We start from the raw sequence: 13,994 nt of genomic DNA, 5'->3' as shown, positions 1-13,994 counted from the left end.
AGTAGTTATTTACAGATCCCTAGTACAATAGACGGGTAATGAGTAATCCGCGATCTAGCGGTTCGTATTCTTACGACGGACGATTAGTGTTCAATGGATTATACTCAACCGAGATTCTTGATCCGGATTTCGACTTAGAGACGACCGTTGAGGAAGGTCTCAAGGATTTCACTCGTGGTACCAACGAGGAACCCGGGAGCGGCTATCATATGCTGGATTTCACTGAGCGAGTCTCTGAATCACCGGATATCAGCCGACAAATCAAAGCCGAAACTGATGACATCTACGGGATTCGGTATCGGTACGAAGAGTGGCACGAACGTGAAGTGGAATCTGCTAACGACGACGGAACCGAATACCGAAACGTTCGAACGACCGACAGTGTGGACGTCTACTGGGACTCTCCGAACTATCTGTTCATCAAAGGGAACAAGACCGAAGCCCGGCAGGCAGGGAGTCTAATCGAGTCGAAGCTCGGTGATTACATCAGAACACGGGAGATCGGGTTTGCCTCGGATTTCCTATTATGGATTCTCTCCCAATACAAGAATGGTGAACAGCTCGGTGAAGAACTCTCCGCGAAACTCCTCAGTAACGCCAGGATTGAAGGGGAAGAAGATCGCTTCGGTCGAAGCAATCGGGTGGACGACTCGACAGACATCGCCAAAGCAACGACGATCCTGATGGGACTTCTCCGCGGTAAGGAGATGGCGTTTGTCGAAGGGATATTCGGGATGCACGGCAAGTTCGTCGCTGCCCGGATCGAAACTGGCGGTCGTATTCACATTAAAGCCGAACAAGATATTGAAGGGTCAACTCACCTAGAACGAATGGCCTTGTCTGTTTGTTTCTTGAAAGAACTACTTGCCGTGTACGACCACTGGCAGTCCCTTCCCTCGGAAGACAAGTACCCGCCGGTGGAATTCTTCAAGAACTTGTATGAAGAGTGCGAACGACAAGGTGCAGAAATTACCTTCCCTGTTGATGACGTTATCAAACGGTATCGGGAGAAGGGGAACCGGGAGGAGTACCAAGAACGCCAAGCCGCAATAGCTGAGTTCCAATGACGCCACAAAAGAGTCGGGACCGAAGTGCTCGTAATCGTGCCCCTCGTACGGACAATTGGATGAGGTAATGCATGGGATCAAGTAGTCTCCGTCGAACCCGAATCCCAGGCAATGGGCAGCGATTCCGTGAGCTATCCGACCTCTCGACCAACGGGTTCAGCCTTTCCGACGTCAATGAGCGGAAGGTTAGTGGCCTCTGTGACGATTACCCGTTTGACGGGCAGATGGCGTACAGCGGGCTCATCAATTACTCTGAGGATGCGATGTGGGGCGGGGGCCGGGATATCGAACTTGAGTTCGAATTTCGTGACCAATCTAACCTGTTCATCTTGGATACAGAAGTTGACCTGCCATCGGTGGAATCGGTCATACAGAAGTTGAATACTCTCTCTTCCGACGATGTGAAAATCTACCGTTCACTAACTGTGCATCGGGAGCGCCTTTGGAATTTCCTGAACAACGCCGACAAAATCATTGAGCTCACCCTCATCGGAGACCAAGGGAAGGAGATTTCGTTCGAAGAACTGGACTCTGGACTTGAGATTGAACAGTACCCCATCGAATCGGCAACTGTTGTGTTCTCCTACGAGGGGGAACAAATCCTCACTCGATACACCGACGGAACACTATCCGTCCAGAGTGACGTTTCAGAGGCTACTGAGTATCTCGTCCAACTTTTTGAACGCGACGTGATTGCGGAGTCTGGAGACTAGCTCTACTAAATATGGCAGGTGATTTTCTCAGTATCGCTCATCTGCGTGCTGAATTCCGCCCGTTTCTGTCTGAGTACAAATCATCGATACTCGCTTGGGGGAGCGGGATACTCGGGACAGTCCTCTGGATTGCATCGTCAGTCCTTAGTTCCACACCAGTCGCTGTCTCCGCAGCTGGGATGTACGTAGTCCCTGTCATCGGATACTATTTAGCGTATCGCCCGTTCGGGATTCAAATTGATTTAACTCCAATCGCCACTGTCGAGGGGGAGAAAGAACCAGATAAGGTCGCCGAAAGCCGGGGAGAAGCGATACTCCGATCTGGCGAATGCGAGCTTCGAGGCGGTGTTACAATCTCTGAACGACTGGACGACTTCGCTATTCAATTCGATGTACCAGACGACATCCGTGTCGAACTGCGAGACATCCCCTGCGCGGAGCAGGAGTACGATCCAGAGAAAAACATCCTCCGGGCAGATAACGTGTCTGTGTACCGTTTTTCGATTGTCCTGTTAGTGTACTCTGACGAGTACGTAGAGGGGCAGACATACGAGTATCCACTCAAAATACGGGACGGGGAAGGTGGAAAACCAGTTCAATCGATAGACCTGGTAACGAGGTAGATCCTACACCAAAGTCTCACGGGAGAAGGACACCTAGTAAGCCAGGCAACAGCACACTAATGAGGTATGCCTGATACGTCTGAAGGGATGGACGGGACGTTCGATTCGTTGGGAAAGAATCCGAGGACGAACGAGGGATTGCGGACTCACTGGGCAGGGTATTGGGAGGATTTGGTCGCTGATCTGCAGGATGATTCGCTTGAGGTGCTTGACGGGCAGCCGAATTTGCGGAGTGCATTTCGGAAGGATACGTCGTTAGGACAATCGGAGCGGACGATTGCGGAGGATCATCCGAATCGGGAGATTCTGGAGTTACTACAGAACGCACGGGACGAAGCGCAGTATGCGGATGATGGACAGGTGTTTATCGCCGTGACGGATGAGGGGCTGCTCATTGCAAACAATGGGCGGAGTTTTAACTTCCACAACCGGTCGGTCGAGGAGGCGGCGACCGGTATCGGGAAGACATCCAAGGACACGCCTGATGAAATTGGGAAGATGGGGATCGGTCTCAAGTCGATCCTCGGGAAAGGGGAGTCGTTCGAAGTGTGGACGGAGACACCTGACGCGTCGGGTGAGCAGCAGGCGCTTCGCGTCCGGTTTTCGAAGGCGTATCTGCTGGCTACGATTTTGAATTCGATTGGGTACGATCACGGCGTGGACGGGCTGAGTGAGGAGTTCAACACTGATGTGTTCCCGGTTGATCTTGATTTGAGTCGGAACCAGGATGGGAAATCCCCGGCCGATTTGAGTGTGGATAACCGGCGGGCGTTGATGCAGCTGTTTCTGTTCGCGTATCCGATCCCGTTGTCGCTGTCGGCACGACGAAGTGAACTTGCTGGTCTTGCCGACTATTTAGTCCACGGGGATGACCGAGTGGCGGCCCCGAATGATACCGTGGCGGAGTACGGTGGGGAGTTTTCGACTGCGGTGTTCGTCGAGTTTGCGGACGAGAATTGGCGGGAGATCGTGACGGAACTCTACGGCGTGGACGCGGTGAATGAGTTACCGGATGATGCTGTTGAGGAATCCGGGATTGCCACAACGTCTCCGGAACGTGTCTGGTGGTACGTGGACGGGACGCGGTCCGGATCGCTCGATCCGGAGACGCTAGTTCATTTCGGCACGATCGACGAGGTGAACGCAGTCCGTGTCTCGGACAACGAGATCGACGAGCACATTTCGTGGAATATAGAACCCGAACCCGGTGTGCTGAGCGGTGAGTCCGTGCAGCATACTGAGTGGCAGGTCACTCAGGTTAATCGGGATGGGGCAGGCGAGAAGGAGGCGGCCCACGTGTTCGATGGGTTCCGGTTACCAGCTAGTGAGCGAGATCACGGGACGCGGGTCTTGGTTCCGCGTCCGAGTGACGAGTGGCCCATTGTGGAGACGAGGCAGTTTGGGGACAGAGAGCCGCATTCGTTGAAAGATTACCCGTTGTACCTGTATTACCCGATTAGTCAGCGGGATCCCGGGTTATCGTTTTCGCTGCACGGCGAGTTTTCAGTGACGCCAAATCGACAGAATATCAAGGACGTGTCCCAGCGCTACGTGGATTATAATCGCCGTGTACTTGAGGAGGCGACGGAGGTTGTCGGGCGCGTTGCCGAGCAGACAGCGGCGGTCACCGAACCGACGCATAACTGGTTGAGTCTGTATCCGTGGGTGTTGCTGCCGAACCAGTCACAGGAAGGCGAGTGGGAACCGGAGGCGCGACCGACCGAAGCTGATGAGTTGCTCGGGTACCTTCGACAGCAGCTGTTAGATAGGGTGTGGGAGACAGACTGTATCCCGATTGCCGGTGGGAGTTCTGCGGCTCCGGCGCAGATTCAATCTGAGACAGACGGGCCCGGGGCTACGGATTCGTTGTTGTTAGATTGGTTGAGCGATGGGTGGGACGGAGTGCGTGCGATGTACCTGTTGAGTGATCAGTTACCAGTGACAGGAGCGGCGGCATTGAAAATGGGCGACCGTCCCTTCGGGAGTGCTGGCGAAGAATGCGTGCCAGTTGCGGTGCCGGCTGTGGATCGAATCTGGGGGTTGTCCCAGCTTCGGACCGCGTCGGGCGACCGGTTAGTGAGTCGTATTGAGAGTTTACTTCGTGTGACTGACGAGAACAAGGCGACTGTAACGACGCGGTTACGAGGTCGGTGGTTTGAGTTGGTTTCTGAGGCGCTCGCGCGGAGTGACCATGCCGGTGATGGTGAGTCTGGGGTGCAGTGTGCGGCTGATCCTGCTGACGCGGTGCTTCGGGTAACAGCTCGGTATTTCGAGCCGGTATCCGGTTCAGAGATCAGCGAATTACTTGGAGAGGAATATCAGCGTACGCTGGACGGTGTGTATCTCTTACCGTGTCAACTGAAGCAATCAGGAGCCGGGGAGGAGTCGGAGACTGTTGGTGAGATGTCTGAAAAGAGGGTGTTGCTGCAGATCGAGAATCAAGATGTTCGGTCGGAAGGGGATCGACGGCAACCGCTGTCCCGAACGATTCTGTGGAATGTCCCGAGTGACGCGACAGACGTCATTGCTCCGCCGGAGGACGGACAGTTCACTGTGTTCTTCCTCGCTGAACTTGATGAGACCGATGACCGGATTAACACGTTACTCAATGAGGCTGGTGAGTCCTGGGGGATTCGGAAGTATCAGACTGACCGGCAGGAATATTTCCGGTCGCTCGTCGCAAGTTTCGAGCATGAACAGAATAATCGTGTATCTCCCACTGCGCTTCAGTTTCTCGCGGAGCGTGTCGATGATTTCACCGCTGCAGACCTGAACACGCTTCCCGATGGCTACGTCGCGCACGAGTTGTTAGAGACCGTGTTGAAAAACAGAGAATACGGCCGGTTGCGGACGCGATTCCGGCTTCGACAAGCGTCGCTCACATGGCCATCGCCATCGGAGACGGAGCGAGCGGAAGTGCCGTTAGGTGCCTGTGAGTTCGGCCCTCAGTGGCGGCCGTTCCTGAACGAGGAACTGGAGGACTATGAGACCGATGTGCTACAGAATCCGGCCTTGAGTCTTGATTCGGTGCTTACCCGGAGCGAGGATAGTTCCCGGTCAACCGTCGTTTCTGAGCCTTTGGGAGCCTCGCTTGGAGTCGGGGAGACGACACTCCCTGGGCCGTTCGAACCGGTCTGGGGCCCAGTGTACGCGCAGATGGAGACCACGGATCCGGTGACTGCAGCCAGGGGGCTTGCGAGGACACTGTCCCTCTTTGGTGTTGGCGTCACGCCGAACGTGAGCGCTCTGTGTCATCACGGGCCTGGATTACGAAAACCGAACGACGGTGTGACGAAAGCGTCGTGGGACCCACGCGAATGGGAGCTTCCTGAGTCAGATCCGTACCGGTCGGATGTGGCAACCCTACAGCGAGAGCTTATAGAGGACGGCCAGGACCTTGATTCTCCAGCGTACCTCTCGTTCGTCACAGGGTTTGGGAATCATTCAGTCCAGACCGGGAAGCACACGAGTAGCCACTGTCACGGCCGGCCGTATACTGCCGATCGAGGGTACGGGGCGCGTATTAGTTCGTGGGTGTGGAGCACGGATCTGCAGCGGGTGACTGCTGATCCAGCTGGGCTCATTCAGTGGTTAGAGCGACACGAGGACACGTTGCGAGAAACTGTGCTGGAAACCGGATGGTATTGTGACGGTGGGACTAACCACATTCAGCGGCCGTGGTCCGAAACAGTGCCGACGGTCTTCAACTGGCAGCTTCGAAACGCAGCGTGTTGGGACCCAGTGTTCGATGATCAGTTCTCGGGGTGGGTAGACGAATCGTGGGGAGAAGACGCTGTGCGGTTGCGGTGGGCTGTCCAAGATGGTGGTCGCGGTGAAGTCACACAGCTTCTCCCGACAGTCCCGAGTGACTCGGAACCAGACCAGCAGGTATCCGACGACCTGCTATCAAGCTTCGGCGTCGAACCGATTGACGAGCTAACCGCGATTCAAGCGGCAGACAGGCTCCAGAAGCTCCAAGAAGTGCTGGCTACAGAGGACTCGCTCGATGATGTGCACCGTGTTCGAATGCGGACTGATGGTGTGGAATCGGCGTGGATGTACGTGTACACTGAGTTGTTGAATCCGATTCTGCAGTCGTTAGCTGATCCTGTGGAACACGTGCCAAGCGTCTTGGAGTCTGAGTTACTGACGCATCTTCCGCTCCGGTTCCGGAACAAGGAGTGGTGTGCTGTTCCGATTGAGCAAATACAGGGTGATGGCAATACTGAACTGGAGTTCAAGTACCATACGCAGCGGTCGCTTCGTCAGTGGGAGAAACAAGAGGCCAGAAACAACTTGGATTTGTATCTGTTGAAACCACCGACTCGTGGTGGTCTCACGCCGTTAGCGGATGCGTTAGGGATCTCGTCGCTGGACGTTGACCAGCCGATTCTACAGGCTGATGAGTTGGACGGGTTGTCCGAAGACGGGGTGCAGCCAGTGAAACAGGAATTAGAGCGGCGAACAGAATGGATTCTAGCAACGCTGAATCGATCGAATCCCGATACAATCCGTGAGTCGAGAGACACATTCCAGACTGCGATCGACAATCTCGCTTGTGCGCCACTGCACGAGGAACAAACAGATGACTTCTTCGACACTCGGTCTCGGCTGTATCGAGTCTCGGATGACGATGATGCACCGCTGGGTATCGTCTTGAACGACGACGACGACAAGATATGGGACAGTGATTCACAGGAAATCGTTGAAGCGACTGCCGCTGGTATCGCGTTCCTATTCGAGATGCCGGGTCGATACGAGGAGATCCAGCCTGCACTGAGGCCGTCGTTGCCGAGTCCAGAGAAATTAGAACGGGAGTGGGAGCAACGCGGGCACGACCTCGACCTGGTTCGGACAGCGCTAGGCGTGCAAGACCAACGGGAACTTCTCCGTGACATCGAAGCTCTGTACGAGTTAATCGAGGCGCTCGGCGGGGACACCCCAAATAACGTGGAGCGGATCCGGTCGAATTTAGCTGATACGGATTCCGGCACGATCCCATGGGTCCGCAGTCAGTTCCAGCCCGGGACTGACGCTGAAGAGACGCCTGAACCCCAGTCCCCGCAGGTGGCAGAGGCGTTTGACCTGTTGTCCGAGGCCGGGACCCGGTTACCATCGGAACTGGGGAGCGACACTGCTACTCCACTGTTCGAGACCGTTATCGCAGAGCAAAACACCGCTCACGAGCAGTGGGTCAATTGGTCGCACGCACTGGCAGTACACGATGGTGACGTAACTTCGTTCATCCAGTGGGTTGCTGCGAATTCACGACTCATCACAGAGCAGTGGATTCCGTCCCACCATGCTCGCTGGTGTGCCAGAGTCGAGCAGTTCTGCATCCTTCGTGACGAGCGGGAAGACGCCGACTTGGCATCGATTGCAGCGCTTGAAGACGTACTCCCGTCCATCGAGACAGATGATTCAATCGCCTGGGAAGATACACCGGAAGCAACGGCAAATCTATCAGGTGCTGATTTTTCGCCTGCTGATCGGTGGTTCGACGTCGCACCGCAGGAAACCTTCGGGGATCGAGTACTCACACCACTCATTGAGACTGTGAGCGAGCACGCCCCAGGGGGTCGGAAAGAAGATGTCGCAGTTGCTCTCAGGGACTTCATTCTCAACGGGGAGGTCCCAGCCTCACAGGTAGACTCTCGAACAAAGCAGCAAAACGTGTTTCAACAGGTTCAATCTCAACTCGATGGTGGTCTTGATCTAAGCAACGGGCTGGTTTTTGGTCAAGGCCGCACGACTGTAGCAACGTTCGGTGGGGGATCCGGTAGCGAGAACGGTGACGGGAACTCACCCCGGATTTACGGCGAACGTGGAGAACGTGCTGAAGCAGCTGCAGTCATCCATATTCTGCAGCGACTCGGTCGATGGTTAGACGAAGAGAGAAACGACTTCGATTGGTTGATGACCGAACTTGCGGAGCTCGAAGCTGATCAAGACAGCGCGGGATACAAGTGGCACACCAAGAACCGTTGGAATGGATCTCTGAAACGGTATTTAAAGCACGAGTTTTCCGCGAAGGACTACCAATCCTTGGATCGGTTCACGGATGGAGACAGTAACCTGTGGGAAGATCCGTTCGTGCAAATTCTCAACGCGACCCAAGAATATGGACTCGGCTTCGATTTCATCGATCCGTTTGGACCCGCTGCAACACAGGATCAGAACAGTACTCCGACGCTGGATATCGCGCCAGTCGAAGTGAAAGCTGCAGGCCTGTCGTCGGAGTCTGAGTCTGTTAGTTTCCGTTTTTCGACTAACCAACTACGGCAAGCCCGGGCGTTTGTCTCTGCCGGATACCAGTACGTAATCCGGTTATTTGCGACCCCTGGAATTGAGTCCGAAGAATGGTTGCAAGAGACACAAATCGTGGATGAGATTATCCTGAACGAAGAGAACCCACCGGGTGCAGCGTTAGGTGGTCTCGGCTCGGAGGTCCGAACAAATGGTTCTGCAACGATCCCCGCTGATGCAGTTGCGGGCGGTGAAATGTATATCGAGCGCATCTTTGAGTGACATCTCGGAAAATCTCACTCAGACGTCTGGTGTTAATTAAATGAGCTCGCACTGAAACACGTTCTCAGTGAGTGACACCGGCGTTATTTCACGGTAACAGCGGTATACAACCATACCGAATACATGTCCACTTACCATGCTATCTAAGTGTCTCACTGACCAGAACGTCAAATCCATCTACTACAAAATACACACACGGCAATAGTGAACTCTGCTAGCTAATTTTTAAACGTCTAGTTTGTGATTAGGTAGTATGGCAATTACTTCTGGTTCGGCTGAATTATTTGATTGGCTGACTGATGAGCAACTGACAGAGTTGGTTGTCAAGTTGAATGGGCTTCCGTCGGGAAGAGAGTTTGAACGACGTGTGGAAGAGGCGATGACTACAACGGTCGGGGTTAATAATCGAACGTATGAGGAGGTTGTGGATGAGCATGGGGATCTGATTGGATATGTTGATGAAAATGAATCGCGGTTGCCCTGGTGGTTACTTGATTTCGAGTGGACGGTAACGAGTGAATTGCTGGATTCACTCACCATCAAGGCAGGGTCGCTTAAGCAGTTCGAACAGTATCCACTTGATTCGACCCTAATTGACGATATCTCACTCACAGGGGCACAGGAAGTGAGTGAAGGGTTGGATGCGTTTCTTTCTCTTGAAGAGCAGTTGTCGTCTGCTCTTGATACTGACGTTGCAGAAGCTTCCTCAACAGCTGAGAGCGATTCTTCGGAGTTTGAGTTGCCAGACAAGCTTTTTGTGGTTCCTGAAGCGGGACGTATCGCCACAAGTGAGGCTTTCGAGTCGTGGTTTGAACGAATGCTGAATCTATGTCCCCCAGCTGCCCCAGAAATAACGGGTTTGCTTCGGGTGAACACAAACATCAAACGACAACTTACCGAAGAAGCGCTTGACAGAAACCAAGTTCAACGACTTACTGAACTATCTGTGTTTAATTCCGGGGATGATGATGCTCACGCATATAATGACGCGTATTATGATCCCTTGACCGCGTTGTTACAGATAGAACCACCGTTTGACTTGGAGATTGAAGTTTCAAATGATAAGGATGCACTCACGGATTTGCAGTACGCGTTCTACCGGTCATGGGCGTCAAGTACGTCTCGAATGTCGGGCGAGCAACGATGGCTCAGAGGAGCGGGAAACACCAAGTCACTTTCTGAAGCAGAAATCTATCGGTTTGCCGAATACGCCTTCCGAATGCCACTCCGAATTGACAGCGAGGCTGTGGTTTTTGAAGATCAAAAAAAGTACGGTAGTAGTCAGGAACGGCAGCAGATTGCTGAGGTACTTGATGAACACGGCCATCCTGCCAACGATGACTAATACAGGTGATCGGAAGGAGCGACAGGGAACCGGTTCAGACCAGAGTGAAGCAGAGTCGTCCGAATTCGTGAGCGGTTCAAAAGCGAATGCACCGGCATTTGATGACGAAGCAGAAAGTGGATCAGACGAGGAGGGTCCATTAACTGTTGAAGAAACGGTTCAGTTATCCGTAACTAAATCAGAAGAGACCATTTCTGATTCAAAGTCTCCGAGTTTATCAATTCAAGTAGCTCCACCCAAAGGTACCGGAAATGCGGTGCTTTCCGTGCGTCCCGAACCAGAGACAGTATCCGAACCAGTACATCCCACGTCTAGCATATCTGCTGAGGGTAGTGAAATTGCGCCTCATTCACTTGAAGTTCGTCGAATCACGGAACGAACCAGTAGAGAGGTCCAACCGGAAACAGGTCGTAAGGAACAACGAGGACAAACGTATCTTGATCCACAGTCGCTTACTGTTACTCGAAAACCGGATGTAATTTCGAGGGAAACTAGGCCGTCAACTACGTTGTCCCAAGCTCGTGTTCAAGGTGGGCAAGCACTTTTGGACGAAGTTGAAGAGATTGATCCGGTATTCGGGTGGAGTGGTGGGTTACCGTACGGGATGAACCGTCCAACGCTAATCCTACACTGTGCTGAAGAGGGAGTTCCCTCGTTTCAGTTTTTACAACGGTGTCTCCGGGACGCGTATGCAGAACTTGAGGGTGGCGAACCAACTGTTGAACCGGTTGAGTTCGTTGCGAACGAGCCACAGGTTCCTGTCGTCGGTGGCCGGATAGTTACGTTGGATCTGACTGAAGGGGACTGGTCACCATCGGTCAGCGGTGACCGGCCGATGATTGAACAGGGGGGCATCGATATTGTTCCGACCCTCGTCCAATTAGCAGATACGCTCTATTCGGGCGGGTTAGGCTACGTCGTGGTTAACCTCCCATCCGAGTGGGAAGGGACATTCCGCCGGTCCCAGTTTTTTTCCACGTTAGTTGACTACATCGCTGAGGCTTCGTCACCGGGGACTGAGTCTGAAGAAGAGACTGGGGCGCTCGAAAAACTTCGAACTGCACCAGTCACAATTGCACGTCCTCGTGTTACTGACACCGATGTGTTTGATGCGCGTGTCGCGCAGTATTTCGGATTTGACCGAGTCCCGGAGTGGGAGACAATCGCCCAAGCTGATACAGCATTTTCGAATCTGCTCCGCAGTGAACACTGGGCGCAAGTCGCTTTGACTGAACGACAATCCTACGGCGAAGAGAGCAGTCGCCACTATAATTGGAAAGGATTACTCACCGAAGGAATCGCACGGCAACTATGGATCGCCGCGACCGACCGAGAGACACCATTCAACACGTTTGTACAACAGTTTCTTCGCGGTGAGGACCTGCTGAAGACTGAATTGCCATTGGATGGTACTGATCCTGAAGAAGCATCCGTTATCGTGGACATTCATTTGAATGAGGATAGGCCCTGGGTTTCGCAGGCTATGGAGACGTTCACACCGGACGGAGAGTATAAGTTACCAATTGCTATTGAATTCGAGACTGGGTTCAGGGAGGGAGCGTTTCAACATCGGAAGCTCGTAGAATCGATTGAGAAATATGAGACTGGAGGTGCGGTTGACACAATACTTCTTGTCGTTCCTCCACGGTTATTGTATCGGGGTGAGCGGCAAGCGCGTCTTCTGAAACAACTTGTTGAGTCCGAGGATGACCATTTAGAAGGTGTTACGGCGGAGTTGTGTGTGCCAGTGTTGGCAGATGGGCGTTGTACAAGTGTCCGAAGCGGGGCTCAGATTATCGAGGTGTTGTACGATAATGACTGATCAATCAGACATCACAGACTGGTCTCGGCTTTGCTCGGTTGATGGAGGTCGAATGGCCATTCAGGAGTCCGGTGAACGGATTCGAAGCGCAGGACTCACTACCGGAAGTACGGGTAGCAGGGAGTATCGGTTCGAGTTGGGAGATACCAGCGGTAATGGTAAAACTCAACATAGAGTCCAAATAGACCCGTCGAATGGACAATTGCATCACAGGGAATGGTGTCGCTATACTTTCAATCTCGCTGATGAGACGTCTTCAGAGTCAGAAGAAGTTGAATTTGTAGTAGAACTTCCCGCTGAGACGGACACCTCGATTATTGGGACACAACTTACTGTTACAGGGGCCGAACTCGCAGAAGCGTTCGATCAATCGAATCACTCGGTACCAGTGAACCGTGTTGCAGGTTTAGATGTTCAAAAACAGCAATTACGACGATTTCTACAGACGGACAATAGTGACTGGGGGCTTTCAAATCGATCCGGGATTTTACTTGAAGGCCCGCCGGGAACCGGGAAAACAGAACTGGTTATAGAGACGTGCGAGGAGCTGTTCGGAGGGCTACCTGTCACGATTTCGGGGCCTGAAATTCTCAGTAAGTGGGTCGGTGAATCAGAGCGATTACTCCGCAAGCAGTTCCAAGAAGCTCGTGGGAGCACGTCGCAAGTACTCTATATTGATGAGATTGATGCGATTGCTCGAAGTCGAAGTGAATCAACTCAAGAACACAGCGCTCAGTTAGTTGCTCAATTGCTGGTGTTACTTGATGGGATTGACGCAAAAAAAGAAGATACACCGAAGGTTGTCGCATCGACAAATTTGGCGGAAGTTCTTGATCCCGCATTGCTTCGGCCAGGTCGATTAGGAAATCAGCCAATCACGTTTTCCCGCCCCGACACACAGGAGCGAATGGCTATTTTCCACCATTACTTTGAACAGATCCGAACAAGTTCGAATGGGCGTCTCGACGCTAAGATTCGAGAAGCGGTGACGGATCCACTGAATTCAGGCTTCTTGGAAAACCTTGCTACAGAAACAGACGGTTATACTGGAGCAGATATTGAGGATACCATCGTGACAGCAGTCACTCATCTACAAGCCAAACAACATAACGAGTTCTCACAACTGACGCCATCAACCATCCATGACCGGATCACAGAGCGAAATATCCAGCCACAGGGGCCCTCATTTACCGAAGAATCGATCGTCACGGAGGCGACTGATTCGGTTCAACTCCACGGAAACGGCCAACTTGTTCAACTCAAAGCCCCAATAACAGATGAAGACATTCAGTCAATAACCTCTGCTTGGAAACAGTATGTCGATGGCTCCGATGATGAGTTTGTGGTTCGAACAGTCCCGTCAAATCAATTGATTGGACCAACACCAACTGAAACCCGCGATCGAGTAGTTACAGTCTTTCACCACAAACCAAGTACGTCTCTTTGTCTTTACCTGTCTGACCTTCCCTCAGTGACATGTGCTGTAGGTCATACTAGTCTTGCAGATACAGTACTAGAAACCATTCATGAGCAACTGCTACAGTGGAATGAGCAAAATCTGCTTATCTACGGACAGAACAAGACTGATCAGTCGTATCTGTCAGCCGAGCATCTGGACATATCTGAATAATTCGGGAGGAAATACGGCGCTTGGAAAACGCTCCCCACTCGTCACCGGCAGGTATACTGTGAGAGTACAGCTCCTAGTGAGGTAAGAGCCCGGCAACTAACAGATCTGCAAGAACGGGTTTGAACCAGCGGACCCCACGGGACAGCGGACAGGCTCAATGACTGTATCGCAAAACCCTGCACAGCGCATTATTTTTAAATGGTACGGGGGAGTCGGTGGCAATACAAGCGAAGGTCCGAGACGTCAGGGGTCCGCAAGACGGCCAC

At 52.8% G+C, this 13,994-nt stretch carries 7 protein-coding genes; all 7 read left to right on the top strand.

Going from position 1 to position 13,994, the window contains the following annotated elements:
* Positions 1-38 precede the first annotated feature (38 nt).
* The 7 genes from NLK60_RS04655 (at position 39) to NLK60_RS04625 (ending at position 13,728) form a co-directional block, all read left to right on the top strand.
* Positions 39-1,067: a hypothetical protein gene (locus tag NLK60_RS04655; RefSeq protein WP_254809726.1), complete on the top strand. Its 1,029-nt coding sequence runs from the start codon at positions 39-41 to the stop codon at positions 1,065-1,067.
* A gap of 71 nt (positions 1,068-1,138) precedes the next feature.
* Positions 1,139-1,780 (top strand): hypothetical protein, encoded by a 642-nt coding sequence (locus NLK60_RS04650; RefSeq protein ID WP_254809725.1) that lies wholly within the window; start codon positions 1,139-1,141, stop codon positions 1,778-1,780.
* A gap of 11 nt (positions 1,781-1,791) precedes the next feature.
* On the top strand, positions 1,792-2,403 hold the full coding sequence (locus NLK60_RS04645) for a hypothetical protein (protein ID WP_254809724.1): 612 nt from the start codon (positions 1,792-1,794) through the stop codon (positions 2,401-2,403).
* A gap of 66 nt (positions 2,404-2,469) precedes the next feature.
* The gene (locus tag NLK60_RS04640) at positions 2,470-8,931 is read left to right on the top strand and encodes a sacsin N-terminal ATP-binding-like domain-containing protein (RefSeq protein ID WP_254809723.1); all 6,462 of its coding nucleotides are present in this window, start codon (positions 2,470-2,472) and stop codon (positions 8,929-8,931) included.
* Positions 8,932-9,184: 253 nt separating this feature from the next.
* Positions 9,185-10,276: a hypothetical protein gene (locus NLK60_RS04635; protein ID WP_254809722.1), complete on the top strand. Its 1,092-nt coding sequence runs from the start codon at positions 9,185-9,187 to the stop codon at positions 10,274-10,276.
* Positions 10,245-12,098 carry a hypothetical protein gene (locus tag NLK60_RS04630; protein WP_254809721.1) on the top strand — a complete coding sequence of 618 codons (1,854 nt, stop codon included), beginning with the start codon at positions 10,245-10,247 and terminating at the stop codon, positions 12,096-12,098. Before NLK60_RS04635 ends, NLK60_RS04630 begins: the two co-directional genes overlap by 32 nt.
* Positions 12,091-13,728, top strand: coding sequence for an AAA family ATPase (locus NLK60_RS04625; RefSeq protein WP_254809720.1), 1,638 nt, complete (start codon positions 12,091-12,093; stop codon positions 13,726-13,728). The genes NLK60_RS04630 and NLK60_RS04625 overlap by 8 nt, the downstream gene beginning before the upstream one ends.
* Positions 13,729-13,994: the final 266 nt, after the last annotated feature.

Source organism: Natronosalvus amylolyticus (assembly GCF_024298845.1).
GTDB lineage: Archaea > Halobacteriota > Halobacteria > Halobacteriales > Natrialbaceae > Natronosalvus > Natronosalvus amylolyticus.
This window is presented reverse-complemented; position numbering and strand designations above follow the sequence as displayed.